The sequence below is a fragment of the Caballeronia sp. BCC1704 genome, assembly GCF_902833455.1.
Taxonomy (GTDB): Bacteria; Pseudomonadota; Gammaproteobacteria; order Burkholderiales; family Burkholderiaceae; genus Caballeronia.
The window spans coordinates 209,888-235,726 of the sequence record NZ_CADFFT010000002.1 but is presented as its reverse complement, the minus strand read 5'-3'; the positions used below and the strand labels follow the sequence as shown (position 1 = coordinate 235,726).

16 protein-coding genes are annotated in these 25,839 nt (G+C 65.6%); 7 read left to right on the top strand and 9 right to left on the bottom strand.

The window, feature by feature from the left end; translation table 11 throughout:
* Position 1: 1 nt before the first annotated feature.
* Positions 2–784: an ABC transporter substrate-binding protein gene (locus HWX53_RS10880; RefSeq protein ID WP_175940864.1), complete on the top strand. Its 783-nt coding sequence runs from the start codon at positions 2–4 to the stop codon at positions 782–784.
* A 105-nt stretch (positions 785–889) separates the two neighbouring features.
* On the top strand, positions 890–2,458 hold the full coding sequence (locus HWX53_RS10875; RefSeq protein WP_175940863.1) for a DHA2 family efflux MFS transporter permease subunit: 1,569 nt from the start codon (positions 890–892) through the stop codon (positions 2,456–2,458).
* A gap of 19 nt (positions 2,459–2,477) precedes the next feature.
* Here the strand turns inward: HWX53_RS10875 and HWX53_RS10870 are convergent, their stop codons facing one another.
* The 3 genes from HWX53_RS10870 to HWX53_RS10860 all read right to left on the bottom strand — a co-directional run bounded on the left by HWX53_RS10870 (position 2,478) and on the right by HWX53_RS10860 (position 8,271).
* Positions 2,478–2,915, bottom strand: a complete 438-nt coding sequence (locus tag HWX53_RS10870; RefSeq protein WP_175940862.1) for a DUF29 domain-containing protein — start codon at positions 2,913–2,915, stop codon at positions 2,478–2,480.
* A gap of 92 nt (positions 2,916–3,007) precedes the next feature.
* On the bottom strand, positions 3,008–6,670 hold the full coding sequence (locus tag HWX53_RS10865) for a DUF748 domain-containing protein (protein ID WP_175940861.1): 3,663 nt from the start codon (positions 6,668–6,670) through the stop codon (positions 3,008–3,010).
* A 134-nt stretch (positions 6,671–6,804) separates the two neighbouring features.
* Complete coding sequence (locus HWX53_RS10860) at positions 6,805–8,271, bottom strand: DUF1214 domain-containing protein (protein WP_175940860.1); 1,467 nt, start codon at positions 8,269–8,271, stop codon at positions 6,805–6,807.
* A 265-nt stretch (positions 8,272–8,536) separates the two neighbouring features.
* Between HWX53_RS10860 and HWX53_RS10855 the strand changes: the two genes are divergently transcribed.
* The 5 genes from HWX53_RS10855 (at position 8,537) to purU (ending at position 18,386) form a co-directional block, all read left to right on the top strand.
* Positions 8,537–9,187, top strand: coding sequence for an FMN-binding negative transcriptional regulator (locus HWX53_RS10855; protein ID WP_175940859.1), 651 nt, complete (start codon positions 8,537–8,539; stop codon positions 9,185–9,187).
* 95 nt (positions 9,188–9,282) lie between these two features.
* Positions 9,283–11,577, top strand: a complete 2,295-nt coding sequence (locus HWX53_RS10850; RefSeq protein ID WP_244140071.1) for a heavy metal translocating P-type ATPase — start codon at positions 9,283–9,285, stop codon at positions 11,575–11,577.
* A gap of 1,229 nt (positions 11,578–12,806) precedes the next feature.
* On the top strand, positions 12,807–15,875 hold the full coding sequence (locus tag HWX53_RS10845) for an acetoacetate--CoA ligase (protein WP_175940858.1): 3,069 nt from the start codon (positions 12,807–12,809) through the stop codon (positions 15,873–15,875).
* A gap of 198 nt (positions 15,876–16,073) precedes the next feature.
* On the top strand, positions 16,074–17,393 hold the full coding sequence (locus HWX53_RS10840; RefSeq protein ID WP_175940857.1) for a hypothetical protein: 1,320 nt from the start codon (positions 16,074–16,076) through the stop codon (positions 17,391–17,393).
* A 117-nt stretch (positions 17,394–17,510) separates the two neighbouring features.
* The gene (purU, locus tag HWX53_RS10835) at positions 17,511–18,386 is read left to right on the top strand and encodes a formyltetrahydrofolate deformylase (protein WP_175940856.1); all 876 of its coding nucleotides are present in this window, start codon (positions 17,511–17,513) and stop codon (positions 18,384–18,386) included.
* Between the two features lie 75 nt (positions 18,387–18,461).
* Here purU and HWX53_RS10830 read toward each other — a convergent pair whose 3' ends face one another.
* The 6 genes from HWX53_RS10830 to HWX53_RS10805 form a co-directional block, all read right to left on the bottom strand.
* Entirely contained in the window at positions 18,462–19,316 is an 855-nt protein-coding gene (locus HWX53_RS10830) for a glycine betaine ABC transporter substrate-binding protein (RefSeq protein ID WP_175940855.1), read from the bottom strand.
* A 100-nt stretch (positions 19,317–19,416) separates the two neighbouring features.
* A complete protein-coding gene (locus HWX53_RS10825; protein WP_175942329.1) occupies positions 19,417–20,607 on the bottom strand; it encodes a hybrid-cluster NAD(P)-dependent oxidoreductase in 1,191 nt (396 codons plus the stop codon).
* Between the two features lie 23 nt (positions 20,608–20,630).
* Positions 20,631–21,926 (bottom strand): aromatic ring-hydroxylating dioxygenase subunit alpha, encoded by a 1,296-nt coding sequence (locus HWX53_RS10820; RefSeq protein ID WP_175940854.1) that lies wholly within the window; start codon positions 21,924–21,926, stop codon positions 20,631–20,633.
* A gap of 62 nt (positions 21,927–21,988) precedes the next feature.
* Positions 21,989–22,747: an electron transfer flavoprotein subunit beta/FixA family protein gene (locus HWX53_RS10815; protein WP_175940853.1), complete on the bottom strand. Its 759-nt coding sequence runs from the start codon at positions 22,745–22,747 to the stop codon at positions 21,989–21,991.
* Positions 22,744–23,910 (bottom strand): electron transfer flavoprotein subunit alpha/FixB family protein, encoded by a 1,167-nt coding sequence (locus tag HWX53_RS10810; RefSeq protein ID WP_175940852.1) that lies wholly within the window; start codon positions 23,908–23,910, stop codon positions 22,744–22,746. Before HWX53_RS10810 ends, HWX53_RS10815 begins: the two co-directional genes overlap by 4 nt.
* 3 nt (positions 23,911–23,913) lie before the next feature.
* Positions 23,914–25,827 (bottom strand): (Fe-S)-binding protein, encoded by a 1,914-nt coding sequence (locus tag HWX53_RS10805; protein ID WP_175940851.1) that lies wholly within the window; start codon positions 25,825–25,827, stop codon positions 23,914–23,916.
* Positions 25,828–25,839: the final 12 nt, after the last annotated feature.

Sequence of the window (25,839 nt, the reverse complement as noted above, 5' to 3'; positions counted from 1 at the left end):
GATGAAGAACAACCACCTCGCCGCCGCGCTTTTCGTCGCGTGCTCGCTCGCGAGCGGCGCGGCGCTCGCCGCCGACACCCTGCGCTTCGGCGTCGAAGCGCAGTACCCGCCGTTCGAATCGAAATCGGCGACGGGCGAACTGCAAGGACTCGATATCGACGTCGGCAACGCCGTCTGCGCCGCCGCGAAGATGCAGTGCAAATGGGTCGAAACGTCGTTCGACGGCCTGATTCCCGCGCTGCAGGGCCGCAAGTTCGACGCGATCAATTCCGCGATGAACGCCACCGAGCAGCGCCGCCAGGCGATCGACTTCACGACGGTCGTGTATCGCGTGCCGACGCAACTCATCGCGAAGACCGGCAGCGGGATCGAGCCGACGGCGGCGGCGCTCAAAGGCAAGAGCGTGGGCGTGCTGCAAGGCTCCATTCAGGAAACGTTCGCCAAGGCGCACTGGGAGAATGAAGGCGTGAAGATCGTGCCGTATCAGGACCAGAATCAGGTCTATGCGGACCTCAAGTCCGGCCGTCTCGACGCGACGCTCGTGCTCGCGCCCGCCGGACAAAGTGGCTTCCTCTCGAAGCCCGACGGCGAAGGCTTTTCGTTTGCCGGCGCGCCGGTGCGCGACGACAAGATTCTCGGCAGCGGCATCGCGTACGGCATCCGCAAGGGCGACGATGCGCTGAAGACCAAGCTCGACGCGGCCATCGCGAAGGTGAAGGCGGACGGCACCATCGACAAGTACGCGAAGAAGTATCTCGGCAACATCGACATTTCAGCGAAGTAAGCTGCGTGGCGGCGGCTGTGCAGCTTTTTTGAAGCGCAGGCACACTGGCGGATTCGTTGACATCCAGCCGCGATTTCACCGTCGCGGCGCTTCGCCGGGAACTGCATGAGCACGCCGCCGCAAACCAACGCCGCACCGCCACCACCGCCGCTCAAGGGCGGCCAACTCGTGCTCGCCACCTTCGCCGTGGCGCTCGCGACCTTCATGAACGTGCTGGACTCGTCGATTGCCAACGTCGCGATTCCGACGATCTCCGGCAACCTCGGCGTGTCGGTGAACGAAGGCACGTGGGTCATCACCGTGTTCGCGGCGTCGAACGCGGTTTCCATTCCGCTGACCGGCTGGCTCACGCAACGGCTCGGGCAGATCCGGCTTTTCGTCGGCGCGATTCTCATGTTCGTGCTGTCGTCTTGGCTCTGCGGGCTCGCGCCGAATCTGCCGGTGCTGCTGATTGCCCGCGTGCTGCAAGGCGCGGTGGCCGGGCCGCTGATTCCGCTTTCGCAGGCCATTCTGCTCGGCTCGTATCCGAAAGAGAAAGCGTCGATGGCGCTCTCGCTCTGGGCGATGACTGCGACCGTCGGGCCGATTGCCGGCCCCGCGCTCGGCGGCTGGATCACCGACAGCTATTCGTGGTCGTGGATCTTTTACATCAACATACCGGTGGGCATCTTCGCGGCGGGCGTGACGTGGTTCATCTACCGCACGCGTGAATCGCCGACGCGCAAGGCGCCGATCGACGTGATCGGGCTCGCGCTGCTCGTCGCGTGGGTGGCGTCGCTGCAGATCATGCTCGACAAGGGACGCGACCTCGACTGGTTCTCGTCGCCGGTGATCGTCGTGCTGGCAATCGTCGCGGCCATTTCGTTTGCGTTCTTCGTCGTGTGGGAACTGACGGAGGCGAATCCGGTGGTCGATTTGCGGCTCTTCACCGGGCGCAATTTCTTCGGCGGGACGGTGGCCATTTCGGTGGCGTATGGCGTGTTCTTCGGCAACCTCGTGCTGTTGCCGCAGTGGATGCAGCAGTACCTGAACTACCGTTCCGTCGATGCCGGGCTCGTCACCGCGCCGCTCGGCGTCTTCGCCGTGATACTCGCGCCGATCATGGGCAAGATCCTGCCGCGCAGCGACGCCCGCGTGATCGCGACCATGGCGTTCATCGGCTTCGCGTTCGTGTTCTGGCTGCGCTCGAAATACGTGATCGAGATCGACACGTTCCACCTCGTGCTGCCGACGCTGCTTCAGGGCATTCCGATGGCGATGTTCTTCGTGCCGCTGACGGCCATCGTGCTATCGGGCCTGCCGCCTTCGAAGATTCCGGCGGCGGCCGGTTTATCGAATTTCGCGCGGGTGTTTTGCGGCGCTGTGGGCACGTCGCTCGCCGGCAATGCGTGGGACGATCGCATCGCGCTGCATCACGAACGGCTGACCGAGCAGGCGAATGCCTTCAACCCGACGTTCTGGCAGGCGCTCGGCGCGTCGCAATCGACGCTCGATATCAGCGAAGCACAGGCGCGCGGCATGTTCAACTTCACCGTGAATTCGCAGGCCGCGATGATGGGCCTGAACGATATCTTCCTGATCTCGGCGGTGATCTTCATTCTGATCATCCCGCTCATCTGGATCACGAAGGTGGCGAAGGGCGGTGGAGGTGGGGCCGCGGCGGGGGCGCATTAGAGCGGGCGCGGGCCTCCGCTCAATCGGGGTAAAACTCCGGATCGAGGACCTGCGCCATCGGCCAGGGGCAGGTCCCGGGAAACGCGTCGATATCCAGACCCGTTTCCGATTCCGCGAGATTGCGTGCGCGCGACCAGACCACGTCGATCCACGCCGCGTCGTCGAACTTTCCGCGCAAGCTCGGCGCTTCGTTCAGCGCGTATGCCACTTCTTTGCGCTGCGTGCGGATGGTATGGCTCCAGCTCTTGCTTCGTCTTGCGTGCTGATACGTCCACTTCAACAAATTCGCCAGCAACACCGACATCCGGCTCGCCAGTTCGCGTTGTTCGCTCCTACCCACGTCCTCGATTTCCTCTGCGATATGTTCGATATCGATGGCGGTGAGCTTCCCTGCACGCAGCAGCGCGGCCTGTTCCCTGGCCCACGCGACGACGTCCTGCTCGTAAGGCGTTCCCATCGGCTGACTCCCGTCTTCTTTCGAATCTCCGGTTTGGCTCATCGTAATTCGCCCCTCGCTATTCTTCGAGATCGTCCGTTCGGCTAACGCCGCTACTTCAGGCCCAGATCGACGCGGCTTCCCGCGCCTTTATCGTCGATGCCGTCGGCAGTCAACTTCGGCGCGACCACGAAAATCCGGCTGCTTTCAATCTTGCCGTCGAAATATTCCTGCACCGCCTGCGCGCGCCGCTGCGCGAGGTCGCGCAACGACGCTTCGTCGACCGGCGCGTTTTGCAACAGCGCGGCCTTCATGTCGGCATCCGGCAAGGTCTTGGTCAGACCGATCATATTGCGCGGCTTCTTGAAATCGGCCGACTTGTAGACGTTCGTCAGGTACTTGTCGTAGTCGTCGGCGGACACCTTCACGCTCGCCCAGTCGACGTTTTCGCCGTTACCCGACATGTCGCGCACCTTCGCGCGCTTCACCTGCGCGTCGAGCCACGCGCTGCGCAAGCCCGGTTCGTCCACCTTCGGATCGACGCGGCCGGTCACGTCCAGCCGGATCGACGGCTTGTCCGCGAGCGCCTTCGCGATCGTGTCGAGTTTCTTCTGCGCGGCATCCGTGAGCGTGGCCGAGCCGGCGTCGAATTCAACGTAGTTCAACTCCTCGCCGTTGCCGCCGAACGCATGCGCCAGCAGCGAGAACGGCGCGGTGACGGCCTTCTGCACGAGGTTCAGAATGGCCTGCCACACGAGCCCGCCGACCGAAAACTCCGGATTCGACAGCGAGCCGGAAATCGGAATGTTCACGTCGATTTCGCCGCGCGAGTTCTTCAAGAGCGATACCGCGAGCCGCACCGGCAGCTTGGTCGCGCTCGGATTGTCGACGTGATCGCCAAAGGTCAACTGGTCGATGAACAGGTGGTTGTTCGCCGTCAGCTTGTCGTCGGCGAGCATGTAGTGCAGATCGACGTTCAGCTTGCCCTTGGTGATCGGGTAGCCCGCGTACTTCGCCGAATACGGCGTGAGGTTGGTCAACTCCACGTCGTGCGCGCTCGCGGTCAGATCGAGCGCGGGCTTCGCGATCAGCGGATTCACCTGCCCCTTGATCGAGACCGGTCCGTTGGCCGCGAGCTTCGCGGTGACGTCGACGGGCGCGGGCGTCGTGGATTGCGTGCCGAACGCGCCGATGGTCCCGTTGATCGCCACCAGATTCGCCGTGTAGTTCGGCTTGATGAAGTTGTCGGTGTACGTGACGCGGCCGTTCTGCAGGACGAGCTCGCCGAAGCGCAGGTTCACCGGCGGCCCGGACTTCGCCGTGTCGGCGGGCGCGCTCGCGGCAACCGGCGCCGAGGCTGACGCAGACGCCGCCGGCTGCGTCACCGATTGCGCCGCCGCGTGATCGCTCGCCACGACGTTCTTCAGGTTCAGCTTGCCCTGCGCATCCAGCAGCACGCGCCCGTAGAAATTGGCGAACGTGACGCGCGCCGCCTCCACGTCCGTGCCGCGCTCGCCGTAGCTCGCCTTCAGATTCGTGAGACCGAGCAGCTTCCAGCCGGCAAAGCGGTCGGAGGTCGCCTTGTCGATCATGCGCACGTCGGTGAGCGACGCGTCGCCCTTGTACGACGCCGCGAGCGTCTTGCCGCTGCCCGAAATCGCGACGTCGCCGTTCGCGTTGAGCGCGGCGCTCGCCACTTCGACGTTGAGCTTGTCGCCGAAATACGGTTCGAACGCGGACACATCCATCTGATCGCCCTTCACATGCAGCGCGACCTTGAGCGGACTGAGCGTCACATTGCCGTTCACGGCGAGCGCGCCGCGGCCGTTGAGCGTGAGCTTGCCGTCGATGGGAAGCGATTTCGTCATGTCGTCGCTGAACTGCCTGAGCTCCACCGACAGCGGCGCGACGCTCAGCTTCACCGGCCGCGCGGGCGTTTCGTCGGTGAACGTCGCCGATGCGCCGTCCAGCCCGATCTGACCGATCTGATAGCGCCACGCCGGACCGGCCTGCTGCGCCTTCTGCACCTTGCGCGTCGCCGTTTGCTCGGGCGCGGCCTCGTGCGGTCCCGCGAGCGCCGCCAGATCGATGCTGCCGTCTTTGCGGCGCGTCGCCTCGAGCGCGAGGCCGCTCGCCCGCACGCTGTCGAGCGCGGCGGTGCGCGCGGCCACATCGACCTTGCTGATCTTCGCGACCGCCGAGCCGAGCTTGATCGGCGCTGCGCCCGCCGCGTTCGACGGCACGAGCGTGAGACCCGCGACCGTGACATCGCCCGCGCCGACCTGCGCGCCCGCGTCGGGCTTCGACCAGTCGACCGACACCGGCAGATTCGCGCTCACCGTGCCCGCGACGACCCGCGCTGCCACCATGTTCGCGATGTACGGCTGCAGCGGCGGCAACGCCAACGCGTCGAGCGCGAGCTTCGCGTCCGCCGTGTGGGCGGCGAGCGTGACGTTGCCCGATGCCGCGAGCGTGCCGCCCTTGTCCGACGCCGTCTGGAGCGTGTAGCGCGCGGGCGTCTCGCCGAGCGTGGAGAAGCCGTCGAGCGTCACGGCGAGGTTCGTCAGCGCGGCTTCGACATGCTGCTTCAGCAGGTCGTCGGCATACGCGAGGCGCCCGCCATCGATGGCGAGATGGCGGATCGCGAGGTCGAGCGGCGGTGACTTGCTATCCGCGGTCTTCGTGGCTTCAGGCTTCGAAGGCGACGCGAGCCTCGTCACGTTGTACACGCCCGAGGCGTCGCGCGTGATATGCGCATCCGGCCCGGACAGCGTGATCTCCTCGAAGTGATAGACGCTGCGCAGCGGCTGCATGTCCGCGATCTTGACGTGCAGCGCGCGAGCGGCGATGAGCGGCGCGTTCGCGCGGTCGGTCACGGCGGCGTCGGCGAGATCGGCAGTGCCGTCGATGCGGATGGTCGGCACGTCGCCCGCAATCGCGAAACGCACGTTGAGATCGGTCGAAAGCCGGCCGCTCTTGACCGCGACCGGCAGCGAGGCGGGCGCATACAACGCCAATTGCGGCACGTCGAGCCCGTCGAGCGTCAGCGCAATTTCCGATTCCCGCGACTGCGCGAACGGCTTCGTGCGGCCCTTCAGCACGAGCGGCGAGCCGTCGATGCGCGCCTGCAAAAGCGGCGTCACGAAGATGTCCGTGGCGGACGGCAACGTCGCGATGAACGGAATGCCGAGCGCGAAGCGGTCGATGGTGTGCTTGGTCTTCGTGAGCCTGTCGTCGAAAACGATGCGCCCGTTCTCGATCCGAATGTTCGACACGGAAAACCGCGCGGGCTTGTCCGAGGGCGGCGACGAAGGCTTCGAGAACTTCGCGATCAGATCGGAGAAATTGAAATGCTCGGCGTCGTACCGGACGATGTTGATGCGCGGCGAGTCGATCTTCAGTTCATCAATCACCGGCGCAAGCCGGAACAGCGACGTCCACGAAGTGCGCACGACGAGCCGCGACACATCCACGAAGCCCGGCGCGTTCGGGCCTTGCGCACGGGATTCCCCGATATGCACGTCATCGGCTTGGAAAACGAGCGTATAGGGATTGAGCGCGATGCGCCGGATGCTCACCGGGCGGTCGAGCTGTTGCGAAAGCTGCTGTTCGGCGACGTGCCGGATGACCGGCGGCGCGACGAAGAACCCGAGCAGCCCGATCACCAGCAGCGCGACGACAAACCCGATGGCGATGCGCCGCGTGCGGGGCGCGTGGACCACGCCGCGCAAGGTCTGCCCGGCCGTGGTGAACGTTGACTTCGTGGTGCTTGACATGCGATGCGCGGCGACGCGATGCGCGCATCGGCGCGGCGCGATCTCGCCGTCTCGGAAGGAGGATGCCCGAGTATACGACGATGCGCCGCGCCAACGTTGTCAAAACTCTTCGATAACGCCGCGCAAAAAAGACGCTACTGCCGCTGGACGGGCGGCGGCGCCCACGTGCCGTCGCTCGCCTGCGGCTTCGGCGCATAGAGGCGCATGGCGAGCTGGAACTCGCCCGCGGGCGCGGGCAGCCAGTTCGACGCTCGCGCCTTGCCGGGCGACTCCGACGACACGATCACGTCGATCGAGCCGTCGCGATTCTTCTTCAGGCGGTCGCGGTCGGAAAGCGACAGGCGGGGCACTTTGGCATCGGCGAGCGCGCCGTCTTTCGTATAGGCCGTGAGCGTCCAGAAGCCGCGCACCGGCGGAAGCTGATTCGGCTCGAAGTGCAGCACGTAGTCGTTCGCGCCGTTCAGCGCGTGACCGTCGCTGTCGACGGATGCGACCGGCTTCGTTTCGCCGTCTTTCGTGCTCGTCGCCGTCTGCCGCCGCGCGAGGTAGGCGCGCAGCGTGTAGTCGGTGCCGTAGTTGCCGACGCCGTCGCCGAACCACGTCCAGCCGTTCTTCGTGATCGCGTTGGGCGGCACGGTCGAGAGCCGCTCGCGCGCCTCCGCGATGCCCGCGTCGAGCACCGGCGCGTCCGTCGTCTTGAACTGCACCGGTTCGCCGGGCTTCACGCCGATGGCGGCGAGACGGCTCATCGCGGGCGTGTCGGCGGTGGCGGGCGGGTTGTCGTCGAGCGAGCGGGCAAGACGCGCGAAGAAGGCCCTTGCGTCGAGCGATTCGGCCTGCGCGCCGGGCGATGCCGTCGGCGGCGCGGCGGGCAACGGCGGCACCGCCGGCTGCTGCCCGCTACTGCCGCCGGGCCATGCGCCGGTGACGGCGGGCGTCGCATCGGCAACGGAGCCCTTCGCGGGCGTGAGCGGCTCGATGCGCATCCCGGTTTGCAGCTTGCGCGCCTCGCGCACGTCGCGCGGGCCGTTCACGCGCACGCGCACCGAGAGCCACACGTAGCGCGTGCGGCATTCGACGCGCGTGGCATCCGCGGGCAGCGTGCCGCTGAAGCCCGCCGGCACGAACGCGATCGACTGCATCTTCGGATACGGCGTGGTATCGGCGCTCGAATAGAGCGCGTTGGTCCACGCGTCGAAGGCGCGCGCGTCCAGATATCGCCCGCGCGGCGCGGCGGGCAGCGAGACGATCACCGGATCGGCCGACACATCCAGCCATGCGGTCGAGTCGAGCGTATCGACGCTCGGCCAGCCCGCCGCGCCCACAGGCGGCAGCGCGCTCGCGTGCCGGAAGGTGTTGAGCGGCGCGCGGCCGGACTGCGCCGCGTTGCCGCTCGCGCGCTCGCGGGCGATGTCCGAGGCAACGAGCGGGAAGCCGAAGGTGTAGGCGTCCGCCACCTGGTCCTTCACCCAGCCGGTGCTGGCTTTGGCTTCGGGCGGCTTGTTCGCCGCGCAGCCGGACAGGAGGCTCACTCCGGCGATGCTTGCGCTTAGACAGAAAGCGGCGTTGAGCGGGAAGGTCCAGCGTCGTGGTAGGTTCATTCGAATGGGAGTCCGGTTCTTGTTTCGCATGGGTTGACGCAACTTCCGGCGCGCAAACCGATGCTGCCGCCTTAACGTTTGCGCCTTTGTTACAGGCGCGGAAACTATCTCGAAATTCGGGTTTTAACGTATCCGCTGATGATAGGCAAGGAGCCGCTGCCAAAACCGTCATCAGGCGCTGATGACGGAAGCAAACCGCATGCGCCGGCATCGCGTAACATCGGGTTTTCTGCTGTTCTTCATGCCACCGTCACAGAGCCGACCGATGTATCTGCCCGCCCATTTCGAAGAAAACCGCGCCGACGTGCTTCACGCGCTGATCGCCGCGAACCCGTTCGGCGCGCTCGTCACGCACGGTCCGAACGGGCTGGACGCAAATCATGTTCCGTTCGAATTCGAAGCGGCCGCGGGCGAGCGCGGCGTCCTGCGGGCGCATGTGGCACGGGCCAATCCGGTGTGGAAGGAAGTCGCGCCGGGAGACAACGTGCTCGTGATTTTTCAGGGCGAAGCCGGGTATATCTCGCCGAATTTTTATCCGAGCAAGCAGGAAACGCATCGGCAAGTGCCGACCTGGAATTATTTTGTCGTGCATGCGCACGGCCGCATCACCGTGCGCGACGACGAAGCGTACGTGCGCGGCGTCGTCGCGCGGCTCACGCGCAAGATGGAAGCGGCCGAGCCCGCGCCGTGGAAGATGGGCGACGCGCCGCGCGATTACATCGACGAGCTGCTGGGCGCGATCGTCGGCATCGAGATCGAGGTGACGCGGCTCGTCGGCAAGGCCAAGCTCTCGCAGAACAAGGCCGATGCCGACCGTCTCGGCGCGGTCGAGGGCTTGCGTCAGCGCGGCGGCGACGCGGCGCATGCGCTCGCCGACGTCATGTCCGCCACGCTGAGCGATCCGCCGCGCGGCTGAGAACCGCGCTTGACCTTCCAGTCATGGGAAGGTCGATACTGGATGCATGAGAACGGGAATTGCGTCCGTTCAGCCACATCCGGAGCGTTTCACCAATGTCATCGGCTTCAACTCAATCGGAACGGACCGCCGAATTCGCCGTCGGCGGCATGACGTGCGCGTCGTGCGTCGCGCGCGTCGAAAAGATGCTCAAGCGCGTGCCGGGCGTGGATGCCGTCGCCGTCAATCTCGCGACCGAGCGCGCCACCGTTCACGCGAGCGACGCCGTCACCGACGACCAACTCCTCGCCGCCATCACGAAAGCCGGCTATGAAGCCACGCGCATCGTGCCCGACGCGCCGCCCGCCGCCGACGCATCGCACACGCGCGACCGGGAACTCGCGGCGGTCATCGGCAGCGCGGTGCTCTCCGTGCCGCTTCTTTCGCCGATGCTTTCGCCGATGCTCGGCCTCGATCTCTCGCCGTGGCTGCAACTGGCGCTCGCGAGCGTCGTGCAGTTCGGCTTCGGATGGCGTTTCTACGTCGGCGGCTATCGCGCCGTGCGGGCGCTCTCGGGCAACATGGATCTGCTCGTCGCGCTCGGGACGTCGGCGGCATGGGGCGTGTCCGTCTATCAGATGTTCGCGCATGGCCACGCGCATCTGTACTTCGAGGCGTCGGCGGTGGTCATCACGCTGGTGCGCTTCGGCAAGTGGCTCGAGGCCCGCGCGAAGCGCCAGACGACCGACGCGATCCGCGCGCTCAACGCGCTTCGCCCGGACAAGGCGCGCATTCGCGATGCCAGCGATCCCGCGCGGGAACGCGAAATCGCGCTTGCGGACGTGCGGATCGGCGATATCGCCATCGTGCGGCCGGGCGAGCGCGTGCCGGTGGACGGCATCGTGCGCGAGGGCCGCACGCATATCGACGAATCGCTGATTACCGGCGAAAGCCTGCCGGTTGCCAAGGAACCGGGCGCGCGCGCGACAGGCGGGTCGATCAACGGTGAAGGCGTGATCGCCATCGAAACGACCGCCGTCGGCGCGGAGACGACGCTCGCGCGCATCATCCGGCTCGTCGAGTCCGCGCAGGCGGAGAAGGCGCCGATCCAGCGGCTCGTCGACCGCGTGTCGGCCGTGTTCGTGCCGGCGATTCTCGGCATCGCGCTCGTGACGCTCGCCGGCTGGCTGCTGCACGGCGCGAGCGGCGAGACGGCGTTGCTCAATGCGGTTGCGGTGCTGGTGATCGCGTGCCCGTGCGCGCTCGGCCTCGCGACGCCGACCGCGATCATGGCGGGCACGGGCGTCGCGGCGCGTCAGGGCATCCTCATCAAAGACGCCGAGGCGCTGGAGCGCGCGCATGCCATCGAAATCGTCGCGTTCGACAAGACCGGCACGCTCACGGTTGGGCGGCCGGCGCTCGTCGCGTTCGACGCCGCGCCGGGGCAGGATCGCGACGAAGCGCTCGCGCTCGCGGCGGCCGTGCAGCGCATGAGCGAGCATCCGCTGGCGAAGGCAGTGTCCGCTGCCGCAGGCGATGCCAACGCGACGCGGCGCTTCGAAGCGAGCGCCGCGCGCGCAGTCGCGGGGCGCGGCGTGGAAGCAGACGTCGCCATGGCCGAGAACGCTGCCGCGCCGCGACGCATCGCGATCGGCAGCGGGCGCTGGCTGCAAGAATCGAACGCGGCGGTGCCCGACGCGCTCGCCGAGCGTGCCCGCCAACTCGAAGCGCAGGGCAACACCGTCTCGTGGCTGTTCGAGCCGGAGCGCCGCGCGGTGCTCGCGCTGCTCGCGTTCGGCGACACCGTGAAGCCCGCCGCGCGCGCCGCCATCGAACGGCTCTCGCAGATGGGCGTGACGAGCGCGCTTGTGACCGGCGACAACGCGGGCAGCGCGCATGCCGTCGCGCGGGCGCTCGGCATCGCGCAAGAGCGGGTGTTCGCGCAGACGCTGCCGGCCGACAAGGCGCAGGTCGTCGCGCAACTGAAGGCGTCGACGAAAGGCGTCGTAGCGATGGCGGGCGACGGCATCAACGACGCGCCCGCGCTCGCCGCCGCCGACATCGGCATTGCGATGGCGAGCGGCACGGACGTCGCGATCGAAGCGGCGGGCATCACGCTCATGCGCGGCGATCCCGCGCTCGTCGCCGATGCCATCGACATCTCGCGGCGCACCTATCGCAAGATCCGGCAGAACCTGTTCTGGGCGTTCGTCTATAACCTGATCGGCATTCCGCTCGCGGCCCTCGGCATGCTCGATCCGATGTACGCCGGCGCGGCGATGGCGTTTTCGAGCGTGAGCGTCGTGACCAACGCGTTGCTGCTCAGGACGTGGCGCGCGCGGGCCGGACACGCGGGGCCCGAGGCGGCCGATGCCGCGCGCGAAGGCAAGCCAGTCACGCGGCCCGCATAGCGCGTTGTTCGCGGGCCGCACTTGCATGCGATCCTTGCAACGCGCATGGCGCTCTCCGCTCGCGGTATTGCCCGCCGCGAACGCCAAGCCGATGTCGCGGGTCTGCGTGCCCGAGTCGTTCCCGGCCGCCGGATGGCAACGATGCACGCGTCGCGAGAGGCGGCTTTCAGCGGCCGCACCCGCAACGCGCCTGCGTGCTCTACTTGCAACGCGCATGGCGCTCCGCGCTCGCGGTATTGCCCGCCGGGAACGCCATGCCTATATCGCCAGTCTGCGTGCCGCGAGTAGTTCGCGGCCGCCGAATGGCGACGATGCACGCGTCGCGAGAGGCGGCTTTCAGCGGCCGCGCCCGCAACGCGCTTGCATGCTTTACTTGCAACGCGCATGGCGCTCTGCGCTCGCGGTATTGCCCGCCGCAAACGCCAAGCCGATGTCGCAGGTCTGCGTGCCCGAGTCGTTCCCGGCCGCCGGATGGCGACGATGCACGCGTCGCGACAGGCGGCTTTCAGCGGCCGCGCCCGCAACGCGCCCGCAATGCGCCTGCATGCTCTACTTGCCACGCGCATGGCGCTCCGCTCGCGGTATGGCCCGCCGGGAACGCCATGCCTATATCGCCGGCCTGCGTGCCCGAGTACTTCGCGGCCGCCGGATGGCGACGATGCACGCGTCGCGAGAGGCGGCTTTCAGCGGCCGCGCCCGCAACGCGCTTGCATGCTCTACTTGCCACGCGCATGGCGCTCCGCGCTCGCGATATTGCTCGCCGCGCTAACGCCATGCCGATGTCGCCCGTCTTCGTGCCCAAGTAGTTCGCGGCCGCCGGATGGCGACAATGCCGCCGCCGCGAGCAGCGGCTTTCAGGGCAGCGCATGCGCTTCTTGCCCCGCGCGACGATACGCAGCGCTCAACCCGGTGCGCGAATTCACCACGCTGCCACATGGCAGTGATCAGCGCGCACCGTTACAAGCATTTTGAAATCCGAAATGTTACTCATCCTGCACGAAGCAACATCGCCACGACAGATGCACCGCCACGGACCGCTCGATAGACGGAAAAACACGGATGCCCGTTTGTGCGTGGTCGCACATTGCGGCGTTTTCGCTCGCGGTACTCTGGCTTCACACACCTGACCGGCGGCGAGGCGCTGTACCGGAAACTGAGAGATTTTCGGAGCCCGACGCTGAACACATAAGCATTCAATCACGCAGCGCAGATTACAGGTCCGTCGCACCATGCAACGTCATAACGCTATGCGCGAGCGTGCGCGTATGGGCTCGCGCCCGTCCCTGTTTCAGCCAGACGCGGAGCGCATCGCGCGCTCCGGCATGACGCGCTTTACCAAGGGCTTCGAAGCACTGACGGGCCAGCATTTCTCCGATTACCCGTCATTGCACGCCTACAGCGCCCGCGAATTCCGCCGCTTCTGGCAATACTTTCTGCAATCTGCGCAAGGGCTGGAATGGTCGGGCAACGCTGACCCGGTTTGCATCGGCGATCGCTGCGAGACCGCGCATTTCTTCCCGCATGTGCAGTTGAACTATGCCGAGAATCTGCTGAACGCGGGCATCGCGGCCGACGACGCCCCCGCGCTCGCTTCCTGTTATGCCGATGGCGGCCGCGTCGCCTATACGCGCGGCGAACTGCGCGAACGCGTCATGCGGCTTGCGCACGCGTTGCGCGAACTGGGGCTTGCACCGGGCGATCGCGTCGTCGCGATCATGCGCAACGACGCGGACGCGATCACCGCCGCGCTCGCCGTCACCGCGCTCGGCGCGACGCTTTCCACCGCCGCGCCGGAAAACGGCGTGCAGTCCATCGTCGACCGCTTCGCGCCGCTCGCGCCGCGCATGTTGTTCGCGCATACCATGCCGCGTTCGTTCGATACGGCCGGTTCGCTCAGCGCGCACGTCGCGGCGGTCGCGGCCGAACTGCCGTCGCTCACGGACATCGTGTGTCTCGACGACATGCCGCTGCCGACCGGCATCGGCACGCGTCAGCACGTATTGCACGACCTGATCCTGCAAGGCGACGCCGCGCAATTCGCGTGGCAGCGGTTCGCGTTCGCGCATCCGCTCTTCATCATGTTTTCGTCGGGCACGACGGGCAAGCCGAAATGCATCGTGCACGGCGCGGGCGGGACGCTCATCGAGCATGTGAAGGAGCACCGCTTGCATAGCGACCTCGGCCCCGGCGACAAGCTGTTCTTCTTCACGAGCTGCTCGTGGATGATGTGGAACTGGCAGTTGTCGGCGCTCGCGTCGGGCGTGCAGATCGTGACCTACGACGGCCCCGTCGCGGCGGTGGACACGCTCTGGCGCATCGTGGCGAACGAGCGCGTCACGGTGTTCGGCACCAGTCCCGCTTATCTGAAAATGAGCGAGGACGCGGGCCTCGAACCGGGCGAGCAGTTCGACCTGTCTGCGCTGCGCGCGATGATGTCGACCGGCGCCGTGCTTTTCGATTCGCAGTTCCACTGGGTGCATCGGCATGTGAAGCCGTTGCAGCTTCAGTCGATCTCGGGCGGCACCGATATCCTCGGCTGCTTCGTGCTAGGCAATCCGAATCTGCCCGTGTTCGCGGGCGAGGCTCAGTGCAAGAGCCTCGGCCTCGACGTGCAGGCGTTCGATCATGGCGCGCCGACGGCGCTGCCCGGCGAGCTCGTCTGCACGAATCCGTTTCCGTCGCGGCCGCTCGGTTTCTTCGGCGACGACGACGGCTTGCGCTTTCACAGCGCGTATTTCTCGCAGAACGAAGGTGTCTGGACGCACGGCGATGTCATCGAATTCTCGCCCGAAGGCTCCGCGCGTCTACATGGCCGAAGCGACGGCGTGCTCAATGTTCGCGGCATCAACGTGAGTCCCGGGGAGATCTATCGCATCCTCAGCGACATTCCCGAGGTTTGTCAGGCGATGGCCGTGGCGCAAACCGGCGATCGCGCGGGCGAGAGCGGCCAGCGGATCGTGCTGCTGCTCGTGCTGCGGCCCGGCGCGCATCTGAATGCGACGCTCGCCGTGCGCATGCGACGCGAGATCATGCGACAAGGCTCCGCCGCGCTCGTGCCCGACGTGATCGTGCAGGTCGACGGCCTGCCGGTCACGCACAACGGCAAGCCGTCGGAGGCCGCCGCCCGCGATGCCGTCAACGGCTTGCCGGCGCGCAACGTGTCGTCGCTCGCGAATCCCGGCTGTCTCGATGGCATCCGCGCGCACCCGCTGCTCGCGCGGCAGACGGGCGAACTGCCCGCGCCGGGGCAATCGGCGCAGAGTGTCGAAGCCTATCTGTGCGCGCTGTGGGAGCGGTACTTCAACTTCGCGCCGATCGGCCGGGAAGACAACTTCTTCGAGCTCGGCGGACACTCGCTGCTGGCGGCCCGCATGCTCGCCGACATTCGGCGGACGACCGGTCGCACCCTGCCGATTGCAACGTTGATCGTCGCGCCAACGATTGCGCGGCTCGCCGGCGCAATCGTTTCCGACCAGGGCACAAGCGCCGCCAACTCGACGCTCGTGCAGATGCGCGCGGGCCGCGGCCGCCCGCTCTTCATGGTCCATAGCATCACGGGATCGGTCATGGAGTGCCTGACGCTCGCGGCTACGCTCCAAAGCGAGCGGCCCATTTACGGGCTGCAGGCGCAAGGACTGGACGGCGATGAAACGCCGCAGCGCAGCGTCGAGGACATGGCGCGCGCTTACGTGCTGCGCATGCGCGGCGTACAGCCGAGCGGGCCGTATGCGCTCGTCGGCTATTCGTTCGGCGGACTGGTCGCGCTGGAGATCGCGCAGCAACTCGTAAAGGCGGGCGAGCAGATCGAAATGCTCTGTCTGCTCGATACCTACGTGCACGAACGTTGTCTGCCGCTTTCGGCGTGGGCGCGCTATCAGGCCGCCATGCTCGCGTATCGCATGCGGGAGTTCCGCTCGCTCGATGCGCGCTCGCGCGTGCGCTACGTGCGCGGCAAGGCGCTCGCGCTGACCGACCACGTCCGCATGCGGCTCGGCAAGACGGCGCAGCGGCCCGGCCCTGAAACGCGCAGCCTGCCGCCGCCGCTGATGCTCGTGCGCGAATCCATGCGCGTCGCGATGACGACCTACAAGCCGCGCCGTTATCTCGGCGGCCCGATCGTCTACGTGCGCGCGTCGATCATGCAGGATGATCGCGGTGATCCGCTGCCGGTGTGGCAGCGCGTCGCGAAGCAGGGCCTGCGCATCATGCAGGTGGAAGGACGGCATCACGATCTCGTCGTGGAGCCGCATCTGGCAACCGTCGCGATGGCGCTCGCGCAGGTGTTGTCGAATATGTGAGCCGTCGACGGCGGCGCGTGGCTCTCCACGCGGCATGGAATATCGGCCGGGACTCCCCCTCTTTGCCTACGCGGCGCGTCCATCGAATTTCTTCGATTTCAGACATGCCCGATACCACTCGGCGCGCGGGCTGCGCATACTGCGAAAACTGTAAAAAATCGCAATCACGCAACGTCCCCGTTGTTTTCAGTACGACCTATGACTACCCGCTGCCTGAGTTTTCTCCGAGTCGACGCACCCGCAGTTCTCGTCAATCACAAGCACTATTGCGCGCAACTGGGCTACGAGCACGAAACCATATCGCTCGTCGGCATCGAATCCAGAGCACAACGTCTTCTGCTGAAGTACGAAACGGTGCTGCATCACCTCCGGCAGATGCCAGAACATGCGCTGCTCATCTGCCTGAGCGAAGACTGCCTCGTGTTGAACATGCATCCGGTCGAACCCATGGCCGATGGCCGTCAGCATCTGCTGCCCGCGCTCGGCGGCAACACCGGCAAGGAACAGACGGCGCTGCAAGTCTGGCGCAATACGCAGCCCATCCGCGATTTCATCGTTCATTGCATCGAGCAATGCAAGATCTGCGGCACGACCGACGACGAGGTCCGGCTTCTCTCCCCGCTCGACTACATCGAGCCGCACGGCGAGCGCGGCGGCATCATGTGCGCCATGTTCTGCAATCCGCGCTTCGAACCGGTCTGGGCGAACCGCGCGAATCTGTGGACTATCGTCATGTCCGAACAGGAGATGTACGGGTTCATCCATCCGTCGTTTCGCAACGCGCTCGCCGAGCATATCAACGATTGTCAGCAGAAAGGCGCGCGGCTTTTCGACTTCTCGCGACATGTGGCGCACGTGCCCGCCGAGCCCTTCAGCGTCTTCAATCCCGGCCGGCCGATCGCCCTCGTCACCTATTACACGGGGAACGTGCGCAACTACGGCGCAGTCGCGGAGCAGAACATGCGGCGCTATTGCGAGCGCCACGGCTACACGCTCTACGTGTATCGCGACACGCCCGCCGACGCCGATCCCGGCAGCACCGGCACCTGGCTCAAGCCGTGGTTCCTGCGCAAGCACCTGCCGCATCACGAATGGATGATCTGGATCGATGCCGACATTCTCTTCGTCAACCAGAAGAAGCCGCTCGAACCGCTGCTCGCTGATCGCGACGTTCTCGCCGCGCACGACATCGGTCCGTGGGTCATCAACGCGGGCGTGCTGGGCTTCAGGCGCACGGCGCAGAATGCGGCTTTCGTCGAGGAAATCTATCGCCACGTGAGCGCCGCGCCCGATAAATCGAGCACGTACGCGAACGGCGGCGATCAGACGATCATTGCGAATCTGCTGCGCGAGCGCCTCGGCTGGACGCTCCATACCGGTCACGACTGCGTGAGCCTCAATACGCCGTGGTATTTCCAACAGGCGTCGAGCTTGATGGTTCACTTCGTCGCCATTCAACCGCCAATGCGCGCCATGCTCATGTCCGCGCAAGAACGCGTGAGCCTGCAAGCGGGCTGACGCTTTCATACCAGCGCGACGGCGTAACGCTTCTATCGCGCGCGCCGTCCCTTTTGCTCTACTAGCGAGACGCTCGCCCCATTCCGGGCGACGCCTTCTCTCGAACGTGGAGCACGCATGTCAGCGCAACCTCGCCTCAATCAACTGGTGCTCACCGTCGCGTGCCCAAGCGCGGCGGGTCAGGTAGCCGCGATCGTCGGCTTTCTGGAGCACCATCACGGCTATATCGACGAACTCAGCGTCTTCGACGACGACCTGAGCGAACGCTTCTTCGTGCGCTGCGTCTTTCATGCCGCGCGCCGCGACGACACGCTGGACCTCGCCATGCTGCAACGCGAATTCGCGCCCATCGCCACGCGCTTTTCGATGACGTGGGCCATGCACGATCTCGCCGTGCGGCCGAAAGTGCTCATCATGGTGTCGAAGCTCGAACACTGCCTCGCGGACCTGCTGTTCCGCTGGCGCATGGGCGAGCTCAAGATGGATATCGTGGGCATCGCATCGAATCACACGGATCTCGCGCCGCTCGCTGCGCAGCACGGCCTGCCGTTTCATCATCTGCCGATCACGGCCGACACCAAGCCGCAGCAGGAAGCACGCGTGCTCGATCTCTTCGACACATCGGGCGCCGAGTTGCTGATTCTCGCGCGCTACATGCAGATTCTCTCGGCCGACACCAGCCGCAAGCTCGCGGGCCGCGCGATCAACATCCATCACTCGTTTCTGCCCGGCTTCAAGGGCGCGAAGCCGTACCATCAAGCGCATGCGCGCGGCGTGAAACTCATCGGCGCGACCGCGCATTTCGTCACCGACGATCTCGACGAAGGCCCGATCATCGAGCAGGAAGTGGAGCGCGTCGATCATGCGTATAGCCCGGAGCGTCTGCTCGCGACCGGGCGCGATGTCGAATGCATCACGCTCGCGCGCGCCGTGAAGGCGTTCGTCGAGCGGCGCGTGTTCATCAACGGCGAGCGGACCGTCGTGCTGCGCTAGCGGCCTGGGCAAAACGCGCCTGAAATGCAAAAGCGCCGCTCAAGAGCGGCGCTTTTGTTGGGCCATGCCTAACGCTTACTTCACCCAGCTATCCACGCGATCGCCATGCGCGCTGATCCATGCGTCCGCGGCGGCGGCCGGCTTCTCGCCGTTTTGCGTCGCGAGCATCACGCTGTCGATTTCGCCCGGCTTCCACTGGAACTTCTTCAGGAACGCGACGACAGGCGGCGCCTTCTTTTCCAGCTCGGGATTGACGACGTTATCGACATGCTCGGCCTCGCCGAAGACCTTCTTCGGATCTTCGAGGAACTTGAGCTTGTACTTCGCGAACATCCAGTGCGGCTTCCAGCCGGTCACGATGATCGGCTTGTTGGCGGCTTCCGAGCGCGCAAGCTCGGCCGTCATCGCGCTGCCGGAACTCGGCATGAGCCGGTAGTCGAGGTTGTATGCCTTGATCGCTTCGCTCGTCTTTTGCATGACGCCCGCGCCCGCGTCGATGCCGACGATGCGCGAATCGAACTCCGCCTTCTTCGCTTCGAGGTCGGACAGGCTCGATACGTCCGCGTTTTCCGGCACGATCAGGCCGATCTTCGCGTCATTGAAGTTCGGTCCGAGATTCACGACCTTCGACTTGAAGTTGTTCCAGTACGCGCCGTGCGTGACCGGCAGCCAGGCGGACAGCGTCGCGTCGAGGTCGCCGCGCGCCACGCCTTGCCACATCACGCCGGCCGCGACCGGCACCAGTTGCACCTGATAGCCGAGCCGCTTTTCGATGATGCGCGCCGCCACGTTCGACGTCGCCACGCTATCGTCCCATCCTTCGACGTAGCCGATCTTGATGGTCGGTTTCTCATCGGCGCCCGCACCCATGCTCGCGGCAAGGGCCGCGCTCATCGCGCCCAGCACGAACAGTCTTCTCATCGCTTTCATTGCTTTCCCCTTTGCGGCCCCACGCCGTGTATGCAGAATCGCCAGCCAGAATTTCCACGTAACGCACTTTTACGACACGCAGTTGTCCAGAAGCGACGCGTTATTTATCGACGACGAGATCAGTGAGCGGCGTGCTGCAACACAGCAGCACCATGCCCTGATCGATCTCGCGCTGACGGATGCCGCCCGCATGTTTCATCGATACTTCGCCGGAAACGAGCTTCACCTTGCACGTGCCGCACATGCCCTGCGTGCACGACGACGGCAGGCGCACGCCTGCTTTCTTCGCGGCGTCGAGCACATGCTGCGTGCTTCCGCATTCGATTTCGCGCCGGCTCTTGGCAAAGCTCACCTTGAACGTGGTGTCGACGGGCGCGGGCGCGAAGCCGCTCGAATCATCGCGTGCTTCGATGGTCTCGGCGTGCGCAGCGATCGCATCGCCGACATGCGCGCTCGCCAGTTGCGAGGCGACATCCGCGATGGTCTCGAACGAGAAGCTCTCCTCGTGATAGTGCGTGCGATCGAAGCCGCCTTCGTCGAGCAGATCGCGCACCGCTTTCATGTACGGCGCAGGACCGCACGTGAAGATTTCGCGTTCGAGGAAATCCGGCGCAATCAGCTTCAACAGCGGCAAGCTCAAAAAGCCCGTGATTCCAGGCCAATTCGTGCGGGCGCCCACGCGCTCGCACACGAACGCCGTGCGGAAGTTCGCATGATTCGACGCGATGAGATCCAGCTCGCGCGCGAAGATGATGTCGTCCGGCGTGCGCGCGCTATGCACGAAGACGATATCGGCGTCGTCGCCCAGTTCGTGATGCGCGCGGCTCATCGACATGAGCGGCGTAATGCCCGATCCCGCCGAGAGAAACAGGAACTTGCGCGCCGGATGCCGCGCGCAGGTGAACTCGCCCGACGGCCCGAGCACGCGCACGCGCGATCCCGCGACGACGTTGTCATGCAGCCAGTTCGACACCTTGCCGCCCGGCACGCGCTTCACCGTGATCGAAATGGTGTGCGGGCGCGTGGGCGCGGACGAGATCGTATAGCAGCGGTTCACGGGCTCGCCGTCGATATCGAGTTCCAGCGTGATGAACTGCCCCGGCTCGAACACGAATGAGCGTTCATCGGGTGCACGGAAGAAAAAGCTCTTCACGTCGTGCGTTTCCTGCCGGACGTGACAGCAGACGAGCGTATCGTCGGTGTCGCTGTTCCAGCGCGCGGGCAGCGCGCCCCAGAACCTCGGTTGAGTCACGCGGCTGGGAGTCGGCTCGAACGTCGCCTGATCGCGCATCATGATGTGCCTCTTTAACGCGCCTAGCGCATGAAGGAAACGACTTTTTCGCCATGCGACGCGAGCTTCTCGTCGGGCGCGTTCGCATAGTCGCCGAGCCGCCCGATGTACCACTCGGAGAACTTCTCGACGAGCCCTTCGGTATAGGGCGAATACGGGCCCGGCTCGTAGGCGCTGCTCACCGCGCCGAGTTGCGAGTACTCGACGAGCGTGCGGTCCTGATCGTTCGTCGCGCGCCACACGGCCGTGAGGTTATCGACGTCGTAGTCGATGCCTTCCTGCGCATCCTTGTGCACGAGCCACTTCGTGCGCACGAGCGTTTCGCCCGCGGACAGCGGAATCACGCAGAACGTCACGATGTGATCGCTCATGAAGTGATGCCACGAGTTCGGCTGCGTCCAGAACGACAAGCCGCCCAGGTCCGCGCGCGCGAAGCCGCCCAACAGTTTCTTCGATGCGACCTTCGCATCGAGCGTCTGCGATTCGCCGTCGCGATCGAGCGGCAGGCGCTGCGTGCGAAAGCCCGTGACGAGATCGGAGAGACGATCGATCTCCGCGGACGGCAGATTCATCGCTTCCCACTGCTTCGTGCGTTCGACGACCGTGCGCTCGAACGCCGCCATGCCTTCTTCGTTCGCGGGCGAGCGTTGATAGCCGAAGCCGTATTCATAGAGCGAAATGGTCAGCTCGGGATGATTCGCGACGCAGTGATAGCACTCGCGATTGTTCTCCATCGTGAGCTTCCAGTTGCCCTTCTCCACGATATCGATGCTCGCCGCGATCTTGCAATCCTTCAGGCCATGCGGAAGCAGATACGGCTCCATGGCCGCGCGCATCACAGCGAAATCGGCGGGCGGTTCATCGGCGAGACAGATGAAGATCAAGCCTGCGAGATTCTCGACATGCACCTTCTTCAGGCTGTGCTTGCAGCGGTCGAACTGATCGCCCATGTGCTCCGCGAACATGAGATCGCCGTTGAGGCTATACGTCCAGCTGTGATACGGGCACACGATATTGCCGAGCGAGCCTTTCTCCTCGTTGCACAGCCGCGCGCCGCGATGGCGGCACACGTTATGGAACGCGCGAATCTGCATATCGTCGTCGCGCACGATCAGGATCGAATCGGCGCCGATCTCGACTGTCGTGTAGTCACCGGGCTCGGGCACGTCCGGCTCTACAGCGACCTGAATCCAGTGCCGCTTGAAGATGGCGTCCATATCGAGCGCGTGAATCTCCTCGCTCGTATAGAACGGTGCTTCGAGCGTGTAGCCCTTCTTGCGGCGTTCGATCATTGCGCGAACGTCTGCCGATACTTTCATCGTGTGCTCCTGCATCGCTTTGGCCCCGCTTTGGCCCGTTTATCGTGTGCTGCGCGTCGAAATCAGTAATCGACCAGTTGATGCTCCCGCAAATACGCGAGAATCACTTGTGCTTTTTCGACGGAACTCCCTTCAATTACGACGCTGCCGCCACGGCTCTCCGTCGTGGTCGCAGAGAGCATGCGCGCGTGACCGCTGCGCTTCTCCGGCGCAGCGAGGCGCTTGGGTTTCGCTGCGATAGGGCCGAGCGTCCACGCCTTGCGCTCGGTGTCTACCGGCGCATTCGATGCCACCGGCACGACCTGTCCCTCGCGCATGCGCGCATACGCATAACGCGGCGCGGCATTGGCGAGCGGATGCACGGCGATGAGCGCAGGCAGTTGCACGCGCACGCGCCGGCGTAGGCCCTTGGGCATGAACTGGCGCACCTCGACGCCTTCCTTGGTCACGCTCAGATCCACCGCCGACCCGACGAGCGCGATGTTCAACGCATTCGCCAGCTTGTACGGCAATGTGCCGCTGTCGAATGCGCCTTCTGCGCGCGTGCCCGTCAGCACGAGGTCATAGCCCGCGATGCGCTGTGCGAGCGCGGCGCTCGCATCGCCTTCGGTGTTGAGCACTTCGACGCGCGGCGCGCCGAGTGCGAGATACTCCGCAAGCGCGGGATTCGAGGGATCGCCCGCGTGCAGCACGTCGAGTTGCGCGCCTTGATGCTTCGCGATATCGAGCGCGATGGTCAGCGCGGCGGCGTCGTTGCGGCTATAGCGCGCGACACCGCTCACAGGGTGGCGACCCACGGAAACGAGTACGGCGACTTTCATGCGAACACTCCTTCCGCGAGCGGCGCGTCGAGCACGATGGACGCTCCGTTGCCACGCGATGCGCGCGCGGCCGCAGCCGCATCGGTAAGCGCCTTGATCGTCTCGTGCGTATCCGCGACGACCGTGAGATTCGCGCGCTTCGCGATGGGCGCGCTCGCATCGGTATTCACCGCGATGACGTGACGGCAATCCTTGATGCCTTGCAGATGCTGCACCGCGCCCGAGATGCCGAACGCGATATACACGCTCGCCTGCACGGTCTTGCCCGTTGCGCCGATCTGCTTGTCGCGCGTGAACTTGCCGTCATCCACTGCGACGCGGCTCGCGCCTATCGCGGCGCCGAGCGTGCTGGCAAGTGCTTCGAACGCGGCAACGTCAGAGACGCCATTGCCCGCCGACACGATGAAATCCGCCTCTTCCAGCGCGATCTGCGCGGCGTCCAGTTCCTCGATGCCGAGATCGACATACGCGCTCGCCGTCGCTGCGGGCACGATGCCCTCGCTCGCCACGCGTTCGCCCGCGCCGACGAAAGGCAGCTTCGCATCGACGGCATTCGGCGCGAGCATCACGACCTCGGGCAATGCGCGCGATGCCCACGCACGGCCCGCTTGCGCATAACTCGCGGCGTGCGTGGCATCCAGTTCGACGACATGCGTCGCGATGCTCGCACCCGCGAGCGCCGCGTAACGGCGGCCGAGATCGCCATCGCCTGTTGCGTTGTCGGGCATGAAGAGATGCGCGGGCGCGAAAGCGGCGGCGCATGCGGCGAGCGCGCGCAGTTCTTCGTCGGGCGCGAAGCGCCGGCTATCGAACGCATCGAGTTCGATGATACGATCCGCGCCGAGCGATGCCGCGTCGTCGTCGAACGCGCCAAACGCGATCAGCACGATCTCCGTCTCGTCGTCCGCGAGCAGCGCGGCAGCGGCAAGCGCCTGGCGCGCGTGGTCATCGAACGCGCCGCGATCCGTATGCGCCGCCACCAGCACGCTGCGCCGCGCGGGCTTCGTCGTGCGACGCGGCTTTGCCGTATCGCGATGCGCGGCATGCGCCGAGGCGAAATCCTGCAGTGCGCCGGTACCGACTTCGCCCAGCGTGATCCGCCGCAGTCCCGCTGTGGTGACGATGAACGGCCGGCGCGGATCGATTCGTTTGATCGTGTTCATGCGTTACTCCAGTGCTGCGGCGACCAGCTCCGCCACGTCGAGCACTTCGGGACGAGCACCGACCACGCCTTCGAGCATCGCGGTGCATTGCGGACAGCCCACTGCGACCACATCGGCACCGACCGCCTTCGCGTCCGCGATGCGAATGTCGGGAATGCGCTGCTTGCCGGGGATATCGGTGAGCGGCGCGCCGCCACCGCCACCGCAACAGCGCGCGCGCATGCCGTGACGCTCCATCTCGACGACCTTGATGCCGATGGTCTTCAACATCTTGCGCGGCGCTTCGGTCTCGCCGTTATAGCGGCCGAGATAGCAGGGATCGTGATACGTGATCTTCTTGTCCGCGAACACGGCTGCCGCCTTCGGCGTGAGCTTGCCGCTTGCCACGAGTTCGGCCATGAACGCGGTGTGATGCTGCACTTCGTAGAAGCCGCCGAGCGCGCGATACTCGTTGCGCAGGCTGTGCAGCACATGCGGGTCCGCTGTGACGATGCGCCGGAACGTATAGCGCGACAACGTCTCCATCAGCTTCGATGCGCATTGCTGGAACGTGGCTTCGTCGCCCAGGCGGCGAGCGGTATCGCCCGTATCGGTTTCGACGCCACCGAGCACCGCATAATCGACGCCCGCCTTGTTCAGCACCTTCACGAACGCGCGCAGCGTGCGCTGATAGCGCATGTCGAACGCGCCTTCGCCTGCTATCAGCAACACGTCCACCGGCCGCCCCGGCTGCGCGACCTGCACTTGCAGATCCACCGACCAGTCGTAACGCGCGCCGATGTCGTAGCCATTCGCGCTGCCGGTCTCGCGCAGATTAGCGAGCGTGATCGGACCTTTGCCCGGCACGTCGCCTTCGACGAGCGTCTGGTTGCGGCGCATATCGACGATGGCATCGACGTGTTCGATCAGCATCGGGCACTCCTGCACGCACGCGCGGCACGTGGTGCAGGACCAGATCGTGTCTGCTTCGACCATGCTGGAGATCAGCGGCTTGCCCGGCGCGCCCGCATGCTTGCCGACGGGAATGCCCGGCGTGGGGCTGCCGGCATAGGCCGCGTCCGTGCCGCCGACCATGCCGGTCACGAGATCCTGTATGAGCTTCTTCGGGTTCAACGGCTGGCCCGATGCGAACGCGGGGCACGCCGCTTCGCACTTGCCGCACTGCACGCATGCATCGAAACTCAGGAGCTGGTTCCAGCGAAACTCGACCGGCTTGCCGACGCCGTAATCCTTGGCATCGAGCACGGGCTTCTTGAGCGCCGTGGGCGGCACCACATCGTGTTCATGCTGCGCCTTGAAACGCTCCTGACGCGGATGAAACGCGAGATGCAGAAGACCCGCCATCGCGTGCTTCATCGGTCCGCCGCGCGCCGCGCCGAAGGTCATCGTGTAAGCGCCCGCTGCGATCGACAAGGCGACGATGATCGCAAGCGCGCCTGACATCCACGTTGCAGGCAGCAGCGTGAACAACGCGAGGCCGAACGCGAACGCGCCGAGCAAGAGCGGCAACGCGTCCCACGGTCCGCGCGACAGACGCGCCGGCACTTGCTTGGCGCCGTGCCTGCGCTTCCACACGAAGAACGTGCCGCCCAGCATGACGAGCGCCGCGATGAAGATCAGCTTGTCGATCCACGGCGAATAGATCGCAAGACCGTAGTTGACGAAGACGAGCGCCATCGCGAGAATCGCGCCGCCCGCTGTCGCAACGTGCGTCTTCGCGATGTACGGATCGCGCGCAACGACATGGTGCAGGTCGACGAAATATCGCTTCGGGATACTAAGCAGATTCGCCCATCCGTACGCGCCGGCCGCCGTGGCGCGGCCTTCGCGCCAGTAGGCCGCGCGCTTCATGACGGCGAAGGCGAGACCCGCCACCGAGAGCCACAGCAAGGCGGTGATGACAAACACGGGGTTCATCGTGCAATGCCC